The following is a 16,150-nucleotide window of genomic DNA, read 5'->3' as shown; positions in this document are numbered from 1 at the left end:
CACAGGTATTCCGGCGTGGTCAGCACGCTGACGGGTCGATTGCGCCATTTCACCGAGCCTTTGCGAGCGACCCCACAACCCCCTCCGCCCACATGGGGCGGCGAGCCGTCGTCACCGGTCAGATGGTGGAAGGCGCTGTAGGCGACATTGATTGCCCTGCGCAAGCCACGGTGCTGGAAGGTTGCTCCCTTGACGAAGTGTCAAACTGCCGATTAGAGAATTGCTTGACGACAGTGATGATCGGGACACGACACGGGAGGGATGAACGTGGCGACAACCGACGGCGGACGACCCGCGGTCGTGGTGACCGCGGTCGCTTCCACGACGGCGTTGGCGACCGACGCCGAGTCCACGTGGACGCAGCTGCAGGCGGGTAAGAGCGGTATCGCTTCGATCGCAGAGTTCCTGCCCGACGACGTGGAACTGCCGGTACGCATCGGTGGGCGGGTCAACGAGGATTTTGACGCTCAGCTGAGTCGGGTCGAGGTGCGTCGGCTGTCCTACACCCAGAAGATGGCGCTGGTCCTCAACCGCCGACTGTGGGAAGCCGCCGGCTCACCCGAGGTGGAGACGCGGCGACTGCTGGTCTCGATCAGCCACGCCTTCGGCAGCACCCGCGACCTGTGGACCGGGTACGAGCAGTTCAAATCACGGGGACTGCGGGCGATTTCACCGTTGGCGGTGCAGATGCACATGCCCAACGCACCGGCCGCCGCGGTGGGGCTGGACCGTGAGGCCAAGGCCGGCGTGATCGCCCCGACCGCGGGCGATGCGTCCGGTGCCGCGGCGATCGCCGAGGCATGGCGATTGATCACCCTCGGCGAGGCCGACATGGCGATCTGTGGCGGCGTGGAATCCAGAATCGAACCGGTACCGATTGTGGCGTTCAACAACATGGGCGTGCTCGCAACCGACAACGACGACCCTGAAGGCGCGTGCCGCCCGTTCGACCAGAACCGCACCGGCATGGTCTTCGGGGAAGCTGGCGCGTTGCTGCTCGTCGAGTCCGAGGAACATGCCGCAGCACGCGGTGCGACACCGCTGGCGCGACTGATGGGCGTCGGCACCACGTCCGACGCGCACGATCTGCTGGAACCGGACACCTCCGGTGAGCTCGCGGCCGCCGCGGTCAGCCGGGCGCTCACGCTGTCCGGGGTCACCGCGGACGACATCGACCACGTCAACGCCCACGCCGCCGGCACCAAGATCGGCGACCTGACTGAAGCCCGCGCCCTGCATCAGGTGTTCGGCGGGCACCACCCGGCCGTCACGGCTGCCAAAGCCGCTCTGGGCCATTCGATGGGTGCGGCGGGGGCGGTCGAGGCGGTGCTGACCGTGCAGGCGGTCCGCGACGGCGTCATCCCGCCGACGAGGAATCTGCAGACGCTCGACCCCGAAATCGACCTCGACGTGGTGACCGGGGAGGCCCGCCGCGGCGACTACCGCCACGCGCTGAGCACCACCCTGGGCTTCGGTGGCCACAACGTGGCGCTGGTGTTCGGAAAGTACTGAGCCGCCCAGACCCGACCGGCCTCACCGGCGGGACTGGACGCGGCAAACCTCCGTTTGCCCGCCGTACGTAATCTGGCGCGGTGACGATCGACTACAGCGACGCGCTGCGCGACAGTATTCGCGAGCGGCTGGCAGGCCACCGTCGCCGGTCGGTCGTCGATCCTGCCAAGCGGCGTGCCGCGGTCGCCGTGGTACTGGTGGACTCGTCGGTCGGCGAGGATCGGGTGGACCCAGCGCCAGTGGCGGACTGGATCGCCGGTCGTCCGATGCCCGAGGATCTCGACGGGCGGATGGTCGACGTGTCCGGCGGCGCAGCGTTCTTCCTGTGCCGCCGGGCTTCCCGGCTGTCCACTCACTCGGCGCAGTGGGCACTGCCGGGCGGGCGCCTCGACCCCGGCGAGAATGCCGTCGACGCCGCGTTGCGCGAACTCCACGAGGAACTCGACGTTGAATTGCCCGAGTCGGCTGTGCTGGGCCAACTCGATGACTATCCGACCCGGTCGGGCTATGTGATCACCCCGGTGGTGTTGTGGGGTGGTGGCCGGCTGAATCCGCGCCCGGCACCTGAGGAGGTGGTGGCGGTGTACCGGGTCGGTCTTCACCAGCTCACACGCGAGGACTCGCCACGCTACATCCGGATCGCCGAGAGCCCGAGACCGGTCGTCCAGATCCCGCTGGGAAACGACCTCATCCATGCGCCGACCGGCGCTGTCTTGTTGCAGCTGAGGTGGCTGGGGCTCGAAGGCCGCTCGGACCCCGTCGACGGGATGGAACAACCGGTCTTCGCGTGGCGTTGACCCCGCAGTCGGTTTGTTTGCTCGACAGCTCGGGTAGACGGACCTCGACCGACCCGAACCTGACCAGGGGTAGTTTTGATCATGCCATCTGCACAGCTCACCGGCCGTCACCGCCGTAGCGGCGGCAGCGTGTGGACCCGCCCCCGATTGGCGCTGACCGCGTCGATGGTGGCGGCGGGTTTCGCCGGATGGCTGGGCGCCACGGTCACGGCTGCGCCGTCGGCAGCGCCGCCGGTGCACGGCGGGTCGGGCGCTTCGGTGACACCGGTATCGATGGCGATGTCGCACGCACCCGAGGCGAGCGTGGCTCCGCGCGAGTTCGAGCGCAGCGGTCAGATCGTCTCGGTGTCCTCGGATGCGCTGACCACTGCCGCCGACGGGCAGCTGAGTACGTTCCGGATCACACCGCAGACCGCCCGGATCACCATGCCGGGAGCAGACGTGTTCACCCCCGCCCAGAACGTGGTGGTGCTCGGCATCGTCCACGAGGGCGTGGCGTTCGCTACCGCGATCGCCGACCGGCGTGCCGTCGGTCCCGACGGCCCACCGATGGATTATCAGCTGCCCGCCTGATCAGGCCACCCGGGGCTCTGTGCCCGCCAGTCACGCACTGCTTCTGCCAAACCCGTTGCCAGCAACGGTAGTTGGTCGACCAAAGCCACACATCCCACAAATTGCAGCCGTCGTGCGGCGTCCATCAGCCGCTGCACTGCCGGGTCGGTCGCCCGCACTCCCCGCTCGGCCGCCGCGGCGTCGTACTCGGCGTTGGCGGCTGGGCCCAGCAGCGCGATGTCCCATTCCACCGGTCCCAGGCAGATGTCCTCGAAGTCACTGAACAGAATCCCGCTCTTCGCGCGAATCACGTTGTGCGAGGGCACGTCCCCCTGGATCGGTTGCACTGTGACAGCCGGGAAGGCTGCCTGGAACGCCTCGACACAGGACAGCACCGCGCGCATCGCGTCGTACTCCGCCCACACCCGGTCCAGATCGGCCGCGGTCAGCAGATCGCCGGGTTGCAGAGCGGCCAGCATCTCCGGTAAGCCCTGATTGAACGGCGCCAGGAACGGCAGCGCGCCGCGGTAGTCGGCGAGGTGAGCATGCAACCGAGCACTGTAGGACAGATCGACTCCGTGGTAAGCCCGGTGATCACCGGCCACCTCGACCAGTTGCCAGAACGTCATCGCAAAACCGTCACGGTGGACCGGCGCTCGTGGCAGTTGCGGCGCCGGCCGGACCACCGGGACGCCCCGTTGGGCCAGCCACGCCGCGACGTCGAGTTCGCGCTGCTGGCGCCGGTGCTGTTGGTCGGCGCGCGTGCTGCCGGTCAGCACGACGGGGATCCGGGCGACCACCGGTTCCGGTTCGAGGTGGACGACGACGGAAAACGCGTCGTGCAGCACCGTCGCGCGCTGCGCGGCGAGCCCGAGGTCGGTCGCTGCCCGCAGGGCGGCCTCGCCGGCTCGTCGGGTTCGTTCGGCCAGTTGTCGGGCGGTCATCGGAGTGGCCACCGAGGCCACCCTAGTTGCGGGCAGGTCCCGGCGCCGCGGCCTCTTCGCGAGGCTGCTCGGCCTGGAAGGTGCGGTTGCGTTGCTGCCCGCGGGCGCTGCCGCTGAACAGGCCGGCGTCGGCCTGCGCTGCGCTGACCGGGAAGTGGTTGCCGCGCGGGTGCGGACCGCGCTCGGAGTGGTGCTCGATCCGCTGTCGCGGCAGCGCGTCCGGGTGGGCATTGCGCAGCCAGGTGATCATGCCTTCGCGGACATGGCAGCGCAGATCGAACAGCGCACCGGCGTTGGACGCGCTGACCAGCATGCGCACCCGGACCAGTCCCTCGACCGCGTCGGTGACCTGCAGGACGCCGACTCGGCCGTCCCACAACTCATTGGCATGCAGCAGCCGGTCGAGTTCGGCCCGCATCTCGTCGAACGGCACCGTGAAGTCGACGTCGAGTTCGGCAGTGCCGAGCAGTTCGGTCGCGCTGCGCGTCCAGTTCTGGAACGGCGACGTGGTGAAGTACGTGCACGGCAGTACCAGGCGTCGTTCATCCCACAGGTGCACCACCACGTAGGTCAGCGTGATCTCCTCGATGCGGCCCCATTCGTCCTCGAGCACAACCACATCGCCGACCCGGATCGCATCGGAGAAGGCAATCTGAATGCCCGCGAACGCCGCGCCCAGCGAGGTCTGGGCGGCCAGGCCGGCTACTACGGTCAGCACACCGGCCGAGGCGAACATGGTCCTTCCGATATCGCTGAACGACGGAAACGTCATCATCGCGGCCGCGCCACCGAGTACCACGACGATCGCCACCACGATGCGCCGCAACGTGGTCACCTGGGTCCGGATCTTGCGACGGTGCCGGTCGGCGTCGGTCAATCCGGTATCGCCGCCGGCGAATCGCGACAGGGTCTGGCGTTCGGCCACCCGCACCAGGCTGATCACGCTCCAGGTGAACGACGCGATGAGCGCGATCACCAGCGTGTGGTCCACCCAGCCGCGCCAGCTGGCGTCGTCGTCGGTGGTGCGGTTGACCGCCACCGACGCGGCGATCACCACCAGCGTGGCCCGCAGCGGACTGCGTGTCAGTTGCGCGACGTCGGCCAGCACCGCACTGCGTCGTCCCAGGCGCTGCAGCACCCAGGACACGGTCAGCCCCAGCGCGTAGGCAACCGCGACTGCGCCGGCGACCCATGCTGCGGAGACCGCGAGGTCGGTGGCTGTCGGGGACTCGATCGCATCGTCCATAACCGATGACTCCTGTGATCGGGTGCAGGGAATGTGGGGCTACGTACGTGGTGCGCGAGCCCTGAACTCATCGCGTTTCCCATCCCGTCGGCCGTGAAACCGATTCGGTTGCCGTGCAGCGGACTGCGACCCAATTCACATCCGCCGGGCGATCTTCTTCTTGATCTTTTCGGGCAACGCGTCGGCGGCGGCCAGCGACCCCAGCAGCTCCGGTTCGGTCATCAACGCGCGGAAGACGGTGCCGACGGTGATTCCATGGCCTGGCCGCTCCAGCACCGTGATGTCGGAGCCGGCCGCGACCGGCCCCGGCTCGATCACCCGGAAATAGGCGCCGGGCAGATTGGCCGCAGTGAAGGTCTTCATCCAATCCGGGCGGTCCAACCACATCGTGAAGGTGCGACATGGTGTGCGGGGGCTGGTCACCTCCAGGACCAGTCCGTCGTCGCCCACCGACCAGCGTTCGCCGATGACGCACTGGGTCAGGTCTGCGCCGGAGGTGGTCAGGTTCTCCCCGAATACGCCGTTCGGAAGGTGCCGGCCCAATTGGGTCTGCCAGCGGTCGAGATCTTCGCGGGCGTAGGCATACACCGCCTGATCGTCCCCACCGTGAAATCTGCGGTTACCGATGGTGTCCCCGGCCAGCCCGCTGCCCGGGCTTGCACGCCCGGATCCGGGCGCGCGCACCTCCACCGGTTCGGCGCTGGGCTGCTTGTTGATTCCCGAGCGCAGTCTGCCCAGTTCGGTGGGCGTCGTCGCGATGTTCACCGTCAGCACGCAAGCCATGCTCATCACCTAACCGCATCCGGTCGCGCTGGGCGCAAACCGCTCGAGGAGCTACTCGAGCAGCTCCCACTGGTCGTCCTCGCCGACCGGGCTGGCGGTGATCTGTACGACGCGTTCTGCTCCGAGTTCGTCGGCGGCCATGCAGTCCAGAGTCGAACCGACCTCCACGGCGCGCAAACCCTCGCCGCAGGTCACGGTCACCGGAAAGCCCAGTTGTGCGGAGATCTCCTCGGACAGCACTGCGCCGGTCTGGGACAGGTCGTAGAGGGTGTCGAGCGTGACGAAGTCGACGTTGTAATCCTCGTCGGTGACGGTGGCTTCGACCCGAACCTGTTGGTCACCGACCTCAGCGGTGCAGATCAGGCTGTCGCCCTTGCCTGGTGACGGAGACTCACGCGGACATTCCAGCGACGACACCTGCTGTCCCACCGACTCGTAGGTGGTGTTCAGCTCATCGGTGATGGCGGTTTCGAGCTTGTCGTAATCGAGCCCGCCGGTCGAGAACGACATCTGGCACGCCGACACGATGACGGCCGTGGCCGCGATCAGCAGTGCCGGTGCCGGGCGCGTGGCGGATCGGAGTGCGGCTGCCATGGTGTGCCTCGCTTCTCGTCCGGATGATTTCAAGATCATAGGGCTAGAGGCCGGTCAAGTCGTCGGGAACGTCGACAGCGTACTGCTGCAACACCGACAGCGGCACGATGTCGAGCGTGCGCTCGTGGGTCGAGGCCAGCACCACCGGACAACCGCGACCGTCCTGATGCGCACGCAGCCAGTTGCGGGCGGTGACACACCAGCGGTCGCCCGGCCGCAGACCCGGAAACCGGTAGGCGGGCATCGGGGCGGACAGATCATTGCCGATGCTGCGTTGGTGGGAAAGGAACTCCGCGGTGACCACCGCACAGATGGTGTGCCGCCCGAGATCCTCGGTGCCGGTGCTGCAGCAGCCGTCGCGGAAGAAACCGGTCATGGGGTCGGTGCCACACGGATCCAGCGGTCCACCCAGTACATTTCGCTCAGGCACCGCTTCAGTATCGCGCCCGGCTCAGATGCTCAGCCGGCGATAGCGTTGAATCCGCCGGATGCCGGTCGCCGGAGCGGCCGCCGTCGTCACGGCCAGCGCGTCGCGCAGTCGGCTGCGCACCGCCTCGACATCCAGATGCATCCCGATGGCCACCAGATGACTGCCCTGGCTTCGGGGACCGGCCGCGGCAGCCACATGCACCGAAGGGCCGACCACGTTGACGACGTAGCTGCGCGTCGCCGACCGGTAACGCACCGTGATCGTGCCCTTCATCCGGTACACCCCGGCCGGCGGTTGCTCGAGCAGATCGATCACTGCATCGGGATCTGCGCACCCGTCGGTGACCACCGTGACCGAGTCGGCGTGGGTGTGGGTGTGGTGATCCGCGTGGGCCGAAGCATCGCTCTGGTAAAGCAATTCGCGAAAGGACAGCTGCCCGGTCTCTTCACCGCCGGACACGTCGTAGAGCAGCGCCGGGTCGATTCGGCCGGCCTGGGCGCCGATCACCCGGGCGTGCGGATTGCACGGATGGATCCGGTCGGCGACACGCTGCAGCAAAGCGGTCCGCCCGGCCTCGGCAACCTGGTCGAGCTTGTTGACCACCACCAGAGATGCCGCGCGGTAGCGGGCGGGCGGGCTCTGATCGCGGTCCACGGTCTCGAAGTGTCGGGCCGCGTCGAGGACGTCGATCACCCCGCCCGGACGTACCCGGTCGACTCCGCTGAACCGGATGATGCGCGCGAGGGCCACCGGATCGGCCAGCCCGCTGGCCTCGACGATGATGGCATCGAGTCGTAGTTTGGGGTCCGCCAGCCGGGCCAGCGCGGTGTCGAGGCCGCCGTCGTCGGGCAGACAGCAGATGCAGCCCCCCGCGATGGACGCAGGTTCGTCGACCTGCCCGGTCACCAGGGCCGCGTCGACGTTGAGCTCGCCGAAGTCGTTGATCACCACGCCGATTCGGGCGTCGGGGGTGCGCAGCACATGGTTGAGCAGGGTTGTCTTGCCTGCGCCGAGGTATCCGGTCAGCGCGATGACGGGGATGGCGGCCTGCACGGCTCGACAGCCTACCGAGAAGTCAGCTGGTTCTTGACGATCCGGCCGTCTCTGACGATGACTGCCAGGTTGGCCGCTGGGTCTCTGAGCACCGTGAGGTCGGTGGTGGGATCGCCGTCGACCAGCAGCAGATCGGCCCATGCACCCGGGGTGATCTCGCCCAGGCGGGCCGCCCGGTAGGGGTCGCGCTGGCCCGACAGCCGGAACAGCGCCGCGTTGCCCGAGGTCACCATCTTCAGCGCGTCGATCGTCGTCATGTACTCGCCGAGCCGGACCACCATGTCGCTCTGCAGATGGTTCAGTGCGGGTTCGAACAGCAGGTCGGTGCCCCAGGCGACGTTCACACCGTGCTTGGTGGCCCACCGGTAGAGCTGGTCGGTACCAGCGCAGATCTCGCGGTTCTTCGCCGCACTGTCCGGGCTGAGGAAACCGTGGTCATGCTCGGCGAAGGGCTGGGTGGACAACCACACGCCCCGCTCGGCGAGCATCGCGACGGTGTCCTCGTCGGCCAGGTGCCCGTGCTCGATGGACAGCACCCCGGCCTCGACGGCACGCCGGATACCGGCGACGTTGTAGACGTGCGCGGCGACGTATGTGTCGTAGTCACGGGCCGCTTGCACCGCGGCCTGCAGTTCGGCCGGGGTGAACTGCACGGTGTAGAGCGGGTCGTACAACGATGCGGCGCCGCCGCCCACCATCAGCTTGATCTGTGAGGCACCGCGTTTGAGTTGTTCGCGCACCGCGGCCGTGACCCGGTCCGGGCCGTCGGCGACCCGCATGAGCCCGATCTGCTCGGCCCGCGACTGCTCGCCGCCGAGAGCGGTCGGGGTCTCGTAGACGAAGCTGAAGTCCCCGTGGCCCGCTGTCTGGGAGACCGCCGCCTGGCTGGGGTAGATCCGCGGGCCCAGTTCGGGCTCGGCGTCGATGACCTGTTTGATGCCGGCGACGTCGCCGGCCATGTCGCGCACCGTGGTGAAGCCGCGCAACAGCGTGTCCTTGGCTCTGGCCAGAGTGCGGGCTGCCAACAGGGTCTGGCCGGCCATGGCCAGGTCGAGCATCGCGTTCGCCATTCCCACCAGGTGCACATGCGCGTCGCTCATCCCCGGCATCAGCGTGCGGTCACCACCGTCGACGACCGTCATGTCAGGCGCTTCGGCGATCGGCGAGGCCTCGACCGCGGTGATCGTCTGGCCCTCGATCAACACGTTCCCGTAGGCCCGTCGCGGCGACAGCCCGTCGAAGATTCGCACGTTCTTGATCAACAGACGGTCTGGGGTATCGCCTGCCGCACCCATCATCGTGACCTCCTGCGTTGCGCACAGGTTAGCCCGACGACCGCCGCGAGACCGCCAAAGCCGGGCCTGAACAGGTCAGGCCCGGCCTAGGCGCTAGGGAATTCGAGTCAGGGTCGTCTGGACTGGGTCAGGGTGCGGGGATGGTCGCGCATCCCACTCCGGGGATGCAGCCCGATGCGCCGTCCGGACCGGCCGATCCGCCGATGCCGCCGGGGCTCAGGCTGCCGCTGGCACCACCGGGACCGGCAGTGCCTTCGGGACCGCCGGGAATGACGCCGGTGGCACCATCGGGTCCGGCTGCGCCGCCGGGACCACCCGGGATCACACCGCTGGCGCCGTCCGGTCCGGCTTCGCCGGCAGGTCCGCCGGGAATGGCTCCGGCCGCACCGCCGGGTCCGGCCTCACCGACCGGCCCACCGGGCACACCACCGCTGACGCCACCTGGGCCGGCCTCACCGGTGACCGCGCACGGCGTGCCATCCGGGTTGAAGCACGGCGGCGGGGCCGGCTGCGCGAAGGTCATCGGTGCGGTAGCGATGGCAGTCGCCGCGGCACCCGCAAAGACCAGGGATCCAATTGCTCCGAGTTTCGATGTCTTGTGTCGCATAACAGTTCTGTTGCCCGTGGATGTCGGAACGAAACTCTTTACTTGGCGTTGCTAATGAAATTTTCGATACCGCCCGGCACCGGACACTCGGCGGGCGGTGGCATCCTGGCCCAATGGGGTTGGTGTTGCGGCTGCTCGAGCTGATGCTGTTGCTGGTGCCGCTGGCCGGTGTGGGTTACGCCACGTGGCGCGGCATCGTCGCGGTGCGCTCCCGGTCCGCGCCGGTGGACCCAGGTCCGGCGGTCGACCCCGCGGCGGCCCAGCGCCGCGCCGTCGGTCGTGCGGTCGAGGAGCACGACCGCACCGACACGCGTTGGCTGGATTACGAACTCGACGTGGCCAAGCTTCTCGAGTATCCGTTGATGACGGATATGGCCGACCCGCGGACCGAGAGATTTCACCGGGCCAAGCTGCGCGCCGACTTCCATCGGCCCGCCGACGTCGAGGATCTGCTCGGTGATCGGTCGGCGACGCAGGAGTACCTCGACGCGGTCGGCGAGTACGTGACGGCATTCGACATCGCCGAGGCCGAAGCCATGCGGCGCCGCCACGGTGGGTACTCCGTCGAGGAGCAGCACCGCTTGACGCGCGCGCAGCGGCTGTTGCGGGTCGCCGCCGATGATGCGGCCACCCCGCAGGAGCGCGAACGTGCCTACCGGCTGGCTCGGCGCGAACTCGACGGCCTGGTGGTGCTCCCGCAGCGCGCCCGTGCCGCCCTGGAACGCAACATCACCGGAGAACTCGGGGACTGACCGCAGCGCTGCAGAGCCTCAGCGCTGCGACGCGTCTTCCAGCGCTTCGAGGGCCTCACCGGTGTGGACGGCCAACCGCTGCAGGTGCGGAATCCGGTCCCGACAGCCCACGAAGCCGACGTTGATGGTGTCGGCATAGCTCTGCAGAGTGATGTTCAACGCCATGCCGTGGATCGGGATCGACACCGGGAATGTCGCCTCCAGACGGGAACCGTTGAAATACAACGGTTCCCGTGGTCCGGGCACATTGGACACGCACAGGTTGAAGGTGTAGGGCCACGGCGGTTCGATCCCGGTCAGCGCGCCGGCGATCTGGCTACCGGCCGGCGCGAGCAGCGCTGCGCTGTAGGCGATGATCGCCGCCGGGGACATCTTCTGCAGCTCGGCCTTCGCGGCCCGGGTGGCGGTGCTGATCACCGCGAGCCGCTCGACTGGGTCGGCGATGTCGGTGCCCATCGGCGTCAGGATCGCGCCGACGGAGTTACCGCCGCCCTCGTCGCCATTGGGCCGCACGTTCACCGGCAGGAACGCCACCAAGGACCGGTCCGGCAGTTTGTCGACCTCGCCGAGGAACGTCCGCAGCCCGCCGCCCATGATCGCCAGCGCCACATCGTTGATGGTGGCGCTGTGCTGGGAGCTGAGCTTCTTGAGCCGGTCGAAGTCGTACTGCTGGGTGGCGAACCGGCGATTGCGACTGATGCGGGCGTTGAGGATGCTGTGTGGCGCTGACGCCGACCCGGCGATGTGGCGGTAGTCGCCGTCACGCCGGATCTGGGTGTTCACCAGTGCGGAGGTCAAGCTCGCGGCTGCGCCGAGGCCCGAGGTGACGGTGTTGCCCAGGCCGGTCAGTGTCCGCAGCGCGAAGGTCAGTGGGTTCGACGGGCTGTCGGGGCCTGGCTGTGGCTCCCGTGGCGATCGTGGCGGTGGCGCGATGTTGAAGAACAGGCGAGGGTCGCGGCAGTCCGGATCCCGGGACAGGCTGCGCGCGAGCATGCGCATGGCGCTGTACCCGTCGACGAGGGCGTGGTGGACCTTCGCGTAGAGCGCGAAGCGGCCGTCCTCGAGGCCCTCGATGACGTGCAGTTCCCACGGCGGCCGGGTCAGGTCGAGGTGATTGCTGTGCAGCCGCGACACCAGAATCCCGAGCTCGCGTTGATCACCCGGGCTGGCCAGAGCGGAGCGCCGCACGTGGTAATCGAAATCGAAGTTCTCGTCGGGAACCCAGCTGTGCAGCGGACTGAATTGCAATCGCGGGTGGGCCAATTTGAGGTTCCACGGGGCGACGACTTCCAGGCTGCGTGCGTCGTCGATCATCGTGCGCAGGAAGTCGGCGGACGCGCCGGCGGGCGGTGCGAACGGCAGCAGGCCGGCCACGTGCATCTTCGAGCTCGGCGTCTCGCCGTAGATGAAGAGAAGGTCTTCCAGCCCGAGCCGTCTGGTGGTCACCACGTCACGTTACGCCGGGGACCTCAGGTTCCACAGAAGGTCCGGAAACCGGCCGTGAACTCCTTGTCGGCGGGCTCGGCGTAGCGCGCAAGACCGTCGCGTTCGGTGAACGGCTGCCCGACCACCGCCAGCAGCGCCTCGAACGGCGCCAGATCGCCCTCGGTCGCGGCGTTCAACGCCTCCTCGACCAGGTGATTGCGCGGGACGTAGACCGGGTTGACCGCGTCCATCGTCTCTGCATCGGGACCCAGCGCCCGCCACCGCTGCATCCAGTCGTCGAACCGGGCGAGGTCGATGAACTCCCCGCGCACCGGTTCGGCGTCCCCACGCGCCGCCGCGGCCAGCCGGCGATAGAACAGGGTGTGGTCGACCTGGCTCTGCTGCATCTGCTCCAGCAGATCGGTGATCAGCGGTGCGACGGTCGGGACCGCGGCGTCGGGCACACCCAGCTTGGCGCGCATACCGGCCGACCAGCGATCTTCGTAGTGCATCTGAAAGGCGCCGAGGTGCCCTTCGGCCAGCCGGATGGCGGCGTCGGTGTCGTCTGCGAACAGCGGCAGCAGTGTCTCGGCGAACCGGGCCAGATTCCACAGCGCCACCGACGGTTGATTGCCGTAGGCGTAGCGGCCCCAGCTGTCGATCGAGCTGTACACCGTGGCCGGGTCGAAGGCCTCCATGAACGCGCACGGCCCGTAGTCGATGGTCTGCCCGGAGATCGTGGTGTTGTCGGTGTTCATCACGCCGTGCACGAACCCGACCAGCATCCAATGCGCGACCAATTTCGCCTGCACCGCGACAACCCCGTCCAGCAGCGCCAGGTAGGGATTCTCGGCGTCCGCAGCCCCCGGGTGGTGACGGGCGATGGCGTGGTCGGCCAACCGCCGCAACACCGTCGGATCCCCGGTGGACTGGGACACCAGCGCCGCGTATTGGAAGCTGCCGACTCGCAGGTGGCTGTCGGCGACGCGGGCCAGCACCGCGCCGGGCTGGATCGTCTCGCGATAGACCGGGCGCCCGGTGGCCACCACGGCCAGCGCCCGCGCGGTCGGAACGCCCAGCGCGTGGATGGCCTCACTGATCAGGTACTCGCGCAACATCGGACCGACCGCGGCCAGTCCGTCCCCACCCCGGGCGAACGGGGTCCGTCCGGAACCCTTGAGGTGCAGATCACGCAGCCGGCCCTCGGCATCGACGACCTCGCCGAGCAGCAATGCGCGGCCGTCGCCGAGCCGGGGGGTGAACCCGCCGAACTGGTGACCGGCGTAGGCCTGAGCCACCGGGGCGGCGCCGGCCGGAAGCGCGGTGCCGACGAGTAGCCCGATTCCGTCGGGGCTGCGCAACCAGTGCGGATCCAGCCCCAGCTCGGCAGCCAGCGGCTCGTTGAGCACCAGCAGTGTCGGCTCCGGGGCCTCCTCGGCCTTCCAGTCCACCGCCAGCTCGGGCAGCTCGCCGGCGAACCGGCTGTGCAGTGCGAGCGTCACCTCATCCAGACTACGGAGCCTGCGGCAACACCGCGATGCCGTCCACGTCGTCGCGGACCGGGAACTGCTGCCCCTCGTCCTCGAAGACCAGTGTTCCGGCCGGATCACCGAAGTGTTCGGGCTGCGGCACCAGCAGCGCCCGCTGACCGGGCGCCAACTCGGCGGTCTGCAACGCCGCGGTGGGCGGCGTGACCTGGGTGATGCCCTGATCGGCGAGTTGCCAGACCAGCGGCGGGCTGGTTTGCGGCTCGCCGCACCGCCACGTCGACAGACTCAGCTGCGGTTGGCCCTCGGTCGGCCACCACAGCCGGGTGATGCGGGAGCCGGCGTCGGGGTCGGGGCCTGCGACCTCGAACATCTCCTGGGAGCCGTCGGCGTTGGACTGGGCCACCGCCGCGGTCCCGCACCCGCCATCGGTGGCGCGGTAGAGCGCGTAGGCCAGCACCGCACCGTCGGGGCTGAGCCGGGCCACTGTGACCGGACTGTTGGCGTCGGCCTGGCCGAGCAGTGTGGGCGGGCCCGTCCCACGTACCGCATAGAGGGTGTCCGGTCCGCCGAACGGCGACGGCGGCGCCTCGACCCGGGCCAGCACCGTGGTGCCGCCCCGGGCCACGACCAGCCGCGGTTCACCGGGCCGGACTCCGGCCACCGGGGGGAATTCGACCTCCTGGGCAACCTCGGGAACGGCGTCCGGGTCCGACAGGTCCAGGCGCATCAGCCTGTTGGGTTGTTCCCACCACACCACGTCGCTGTCTCCGATGGTGCCCAGGGTGGGCCCGACGGGGACCGATCGGATGGTCCCGCGCCGCGCCTCGACGTCGAGGACGGCGAGCTGGTTGTCCGCGGTGCGGGCGAACACGAATCGCCGGTCCTCGGTGGTGATCAGATCGTTGGACGTTGGGAACGTTCCCGACACCGTCGCGACCACACGGCCACCGTCGACCACACCAATCTCGTCGGCCGCCCGGTAGGCCAACAGGGGTCCCGCAGGCGGCGGCGCCGTGGTGGTGGTGGTCGGCTCCGGGTCGGCGGTGTTCGTCGGTTCGGGTGCCGGATCGACTCCGGTGCAGGCCGCGACCAAGGCGGCGATGACCACCAGGGTCAGCGCCAGCACCAGCGATCGGGACCGCGTCAGGGACATTGTTTGTGTATGCATGGCTCCTTCCCATGAAAGCTCACCCGCGCCGGTGATGCCGCCGCCCGGTAGTGCGTGCTGCGCGAGTGAACGGGCCGACTGGGTATGGTGATGCCCGCCGGGAGCGGGGGCAATCCGGAGCCGACGCGCGGGTTTGGGAAAACCTGCTGACGTCGCATGACAGATGTGGAGCAATCGCTGTGAGCTTGAACACCATCGCCCTGGAGCTGGTGCCGCCCAACGTCGACGGTGGACGCGAGCGGGCCCTCGAGGACGCCGAGAAGGTGCTGCGCTGTTCGGCGGAAGCCGGGCTGGCCGACCGGGTCCGGCACGTCATGATCCCGGGCATGATCGAGGAGGACGGCGACCGTCCGATCGAGATGAAGCCCAAGCTCGACGTCCTGGACTTCTGGGAGATCATCAAACCCCGGTTGCCCGGGATCAAGGGGTTGTGCACCCAGGTCACCGCATTCACCGACCAGGTTGCGCTGCGCAGCCGACTCACCGCACTGCGCGACAGCGGTTTCGAGGGCATCGCGTTCGTCGGTGTGCCGCGCACACTCAGCGACGGCCAGGGCTCCGGCGTGGCTCCGACCGACGCGTTGTCGATGTTCGACGAGGTCGTCGACCACCGCGGCGTCATCCTGATCCCGACCAGGGAGGGTGAGCAGGGCCGTTTCAACTTCAAGTGCGACCGCGGCGCGACCTACGGTATGACGCAGCTGCTGTACTCCGATGCGATCGTCGACTTCCTCACCGAATTCGCCGCGACCACCGAGCACCGCCCCGAGATCCTGCTGTCCTTCGGTTTCGTGCCGAAGGTGGAGAGCCGGGTCGGCCTGATCCACTGGCTCATCCAGGATCCGGGTAACGAGGCGGTGGCGCGTGAGCAGGAGTTCGTCCGGACGCTGGCCGACACCGATCCGGCCAACCGGCGGGCGCTGATGCTCGAGCTCTACAAGCGGGTCATCGACGGTGTCGGTGAACTCGGCTTTCCGCTGAGCGTGCACTTCGAGGCCACCTACGGCGTCAATACCGCAGCGTTCGAGACATTCGCCGAGATGCTCGCGTTCTGGTCACCGGACCGGGTGTGACGACCGAGGTGACGTCATGACACAGGACCAGGTACCGATCGGGCGGTTGGGTGCGACCTCGATCGACTGCCCCGACCCGCGCGCACTCGCCGACTTCTACGAGCAGCTGCTCGGGATGCGGCGCATCGTCGAACGGCCCGACGGCAGCGTCGTGGCGATCAGCGACGGCAGTCAAACGCTGGCCATGCTGCGCGTCGATCATTACGTCGCGCCGACGTGGCCCGAACCCGGTCAGCTGCAACAGATGCACCTCGACGTCTCGGTTGACGACCTCGACCATGCCGTCGCGCGCGCCGAAGCGCTTGGCGCTCGGCGCGCAGCCCAGCAGCCGCACCCTCAGATGTGGCGGGTGATGATCGACCCGGCCGGCCATCCGTTCTGCCTCACGACCTTCGGCGCGGACTGAGCAACCGCGCCTATCGTGGCCGA

17 protein-coding genes are annotated in these 16,150 nt (G+C 68.5%); 6 read left to right on the top strand and 11 right to left on the bottom strand.

The features are described 5' to 3' along the window. Positions 1–261: 261 nt before the first annotated feature. The 3 genes from KXD98_RS25555 (at position 262) to KXD98_RS25545 (ending at position 2,882) form a co-directional block, all read left to right on the top strand. Positions 262–1,512 (top strand): KasA/KasB family beta-ketoacyl-ACP synthase, encoded by a 1,251-nt coding sequence (locus tag KXD98_RS25555; RefSeq protein ID WP_260761080.1) that lies wholly within the window; start codon positions 262–264, stop codon positions 1,510–1,512. Positions 1,513–1,592: 80 nt separating this feature from the next. Further along, positions 1,593–2,309: a CoA pyrophosphatase gene (locus tag KXD98_RS25550; RefSeq protein ID WP_260761079.1), complete on the top strand. Its 717-nt coding sequence runs from the start codon at positions 1,593–1,595 to the stop codon at positions 2,307–2,309. An 81-nt stretch (positions 2,310–2,390) separates the two neighbouring features. Beyond that, positions 2,391–2,882, top strand: coding sequence for a hypothetical protein (locus KXD98_RS25545; protein ID WP_260761078.1), 492 nt, complete (start codon positions 2,391–2,393; stop codon positions 2,880–2,882). On the opposite strand, the gene KXD98_RS25540 is transcribed toward KXD98_RS25545, so the two are convergent. The 8 genes from KXD98_RS25540 to KXD98_RS25505 form a co-directional block, all read right to left on the bottom strand. Beyond that, the gene (locus KXD98_RS25540; RefSeq protein WP_260761077.1) at positions 2,867–3,817 is read right to left on the bottom strand and encodes a phosphotransferase; all 951 of its coding nucleotides are present in this window, start codon (positions 3,815–3,817) and stop codon (positions 2,867–2,869) included. The two genes, KXD98_RS25545 and KXD98_RS25540, sit on opposite strands and share 16 nt — an antisense overlap. A 10-nt stretch (positions 3,818–3,827) precedes the next feature. Continuing rightward, the gene (locus KXD98_RS25535; RefSeq protein WP_260761076.1) at positions 3,828–5,051 is read right to left on the bottom strand and encodes a mechanosensitive ion channel family protein; all 1,224 of its coding nucleotides are present in this window, start codon (positions 5,049–5,051) and stop codon (positions 3,828–3,830) included. Between the two features lie 135 nt (positions 5,052–5,186). Further along, positions 5,187–5,834: an MOSC domain-containing protein gene (locus KXD98_RS25530; protein ID WP_260765430.1), complete on the bottom strand. Its 648-nt coding sequence runs from the start codon at positions 5,832–5,834 to the stop codon at positions 5,187–5,189. 51 nt (positions 5,835–5,885) lie between these two features. Next, positions 5,886–6,428 carry a DUF4333 domain-containing protein gene (locus tag KXD98_RS25525; RefSeq protein ID WP_260761075.1) on the bottom strand — a complete coding sequence of 181 codons (543 nt, stop codon included), beginning with the start codon at positions 6,426–6,428 and terminating at the stop codon, positions 5,886–5,888. 43 nt (positions 6,429–6,471) lie between these two features. After that, entirely contained in the window at positions 6,472–6,858 is a 387-nt protein-coding gene (locus tag KXD98_RS25520) for a DUF2237 family protein (RefSeq protein ID WP_260761074.1), read from the bottom strand. A 21-nt stretch (positions 6,859–6,879) separates the two neighbouring features. After that, a complete protein-coding gene (locus KXD98_RS25515) occupies positions 6,880–7,911 on the bottom strand; it encodes a GTP-binding protein (protein ID WP_260761073.1) in 1,032 nt (343 codons plus the stop codon). 11 nt (positions 7,912–7,922) lie between these two features. Then, positions 7,923–9,206 (bottom strand): amidohydrolase family protein, encoded by a 1,284-nt coding sequence (locus KXD98_RS25510; RefSeq protein WP_260765429.1) that lies wholly within the window; start codon positions 9,204–9,206, stop codon positions 7,923–7,925. Positions 9,207–9,333: 127 nt separating this feature from the next. After that, positions 9,334–9,813: a hypothetical protein gene (locus KXD98_RS25505; RefSeq protein WP_396882060.1), complete on the bottom strand. Its 480-nt coding sequence runs from the start codon at positions 9,811–9,813 to the stop codon at positions 9,334–9,336. 113 nt (positions 9,814–9,926) lie between these two features. On the opposite strand from KXD98_RS25505, the gene KXD98_RS25500 reads away from it, so the two are divergent. After that, positions 9,927–10,565, top strand: a complete 639-nt coding sequence (locus KXD98_RS25500; protein ID WP_260761071.1) for a hypothetical protein — start codon at positions 9,927–9,929, stop codon at positions 10,563–10,565. Between the two features lie 18 nt (positions 10,566–10,583). Here the strand turns inward: KXD98_RS25500 and KXD98_RS25495 are convergent, their stop codons facing one another. From KXD98_RS25495 to KXD98_RS25485, 3 genes are all read right to left on the bottom strand, one after another. Next, positions 10,584–11,945 (bottom strand): wax ester/triacylglycerol synthase family O-acyltransferase, encoded by a 1,362-nt coding sequence (locus tag KXD98_RS25495; protein ID WP_260765428.1) that lies wholly within the window; start codon positions 11,943–11,945, stop codon positions 10,584–10,586. 89 nt (positions 11,946–12,034) lie between these two features. Beyond that, positions 12,035–13,492 carry a YdiU family protein gene (locus tag KXD98_RS25490; protein ID WP_260761070.1) on the bottom strand — a complete coding sequence of 486 codons (1,458 nt, stop codon included), beginning with the start codon at positions 13,490–13,492 and terminating at the stop codon, positions 12,035–12,037. A gap of 10 nt (positions 13,493–13,502) precedes the next feature. Then, entirely contained in the window at positions 13,503–14,648 is a 1,146-nt protein-coding gene (locus tag KXD98_RS25485) for a hypothetical protein (protein WP_260761069.1), read from the bottom strand. Between the two features lie 179 nt (positions 14,649–14,827). On the opposite strand from KXD98_RS25485, the gene KXD98_RS25480 reads away from it, so the two are divergent. Together KXD98_RS25480 and KXD98_RS25475 are read left to right on the top strand one after the other, a co-directional pair. After that, the gene (locus KXD98_RS25480) at positions 14,828–15,721 is read left to right on the top strand and encodes a mycobacterial-type methylenetetrahydrofolate reductase (protein WP_260761068.1); all 894 of its coding nucleotides are present in this window, start codon (positions 14,828–14,830) and stop codon (positions 15,719–15,721) included. Positions 15,722–15,737: 16 nt separating this feature from the next. After that, on the top strand, positions 15,738–16,127 hold the full coding sequence (locus tag KXD98_RS25475; protein WP_260761067.1) for a VOC family protein: 390 nt from the start codon (positions 15,738–15,740) through the stop codon (positions 16,125–16,127). Positions 16,128–16,150 lie beyond the last annotated feature (23 nt).

Source organism: Mycobacterium sp. SMC-4 (assembly GCF_025263265.1).
Classification (GTDB): Bacteria; Actinomycetota; Actinomycetes; order Mycobacteriales; family Mycobacteriaceae; genus Mycobacterium.
The sequence above is the reverse complement of the archived record's forward strand: the minus strand, read 5'-3'. Positions and strand labels throughout refer to the sequence as shown.

What these genes read in the sequence shown, in the direction of transcription:
- KXD98_RS25545 (WP_260761078.1), top strand. Translation starts at nt 2,391, where the DNA reads ATGCCATCTGCACAGCTCACCGGCCGTCACCGCCGTAGCGGCGGCAGC.
- KXD98_RS25530 (WP_260765430.1), bottom strand. Translation starts at nt 5,834, where the DNA reads ATGGCTTGCGTGCTGACGGTGAACATCGCGACGACGCCCACCGAACTG.
- KXD98_RS25525 (WP_260761075.1), bottom strand. Translation starts at nt 6,428, where the DNA reads ATGGCAGCCGCACTCCGATCCGCCACGCGCCCGGCACCGGCACTGCTG.
- KXD98_RS25535 (WP_260761076.1), bottom strand. Translation starts at nt 5,051, where the DNA reads ATGGACGATGCGATCGAGTCCCCGACAGCCACCGACCTCGCGGTCTCC.
- KXD98_RS25500 (WP_260761071.1), top strand. Translation starts at nt 9,927, where the DNA reads ATGGGGTTGGTGTTGCGGCTGCTCGAGCTGATGCTGTTGCTGGTGCCG.
- KXD98_RS25485 (WP_260761069.1), bottom strand. Translation starts at nt 14,648, where the DNA reads ATGCATACACAAACAATGTCCCTGACGCGGTCCCGATCGCTGGTGCTG.
- KXD98_RS25495 (WP_260765428.1), bottom strand. Translation starts at nt 11,945, where the DNA reads ATGCACGTGGCCGGCCTGCTGCCGTTCGCACCGCCCGCCGGCGCGTCC.
- KXD98_RS25505 (WP_396882060.1), bottom strand. Translation starts at nt 9,813, where the DNA reads ATGCGACACAAGACATCGAAACTCGGAGCAATTGGATCCCTGGTCTTT.
- KXD98_RS25510 (WP_260765429.1), bottom strand. Translation starts at nt 9,206, where the DNA reads ATGGGTGCGGCAGGCGATACCCCAGACCGTCTGTTGATCAAGAACGTG.
- KXD98_RS25555 (WP_260761080.1), top strand. Translation starts at nt 262, where the DNA reads ATGAACGTGGCGACAACCGACGGCGGACGACCCGCGGTCGTGGTGACC.
- KXD98_RS25475 (WP_260761067.1), top strand. Translation starts at nt 15,738, where the DNA reads ATGACACAGGACCAGGTACCGATCGGGCGGTTGGGTGCGACCTCGATC.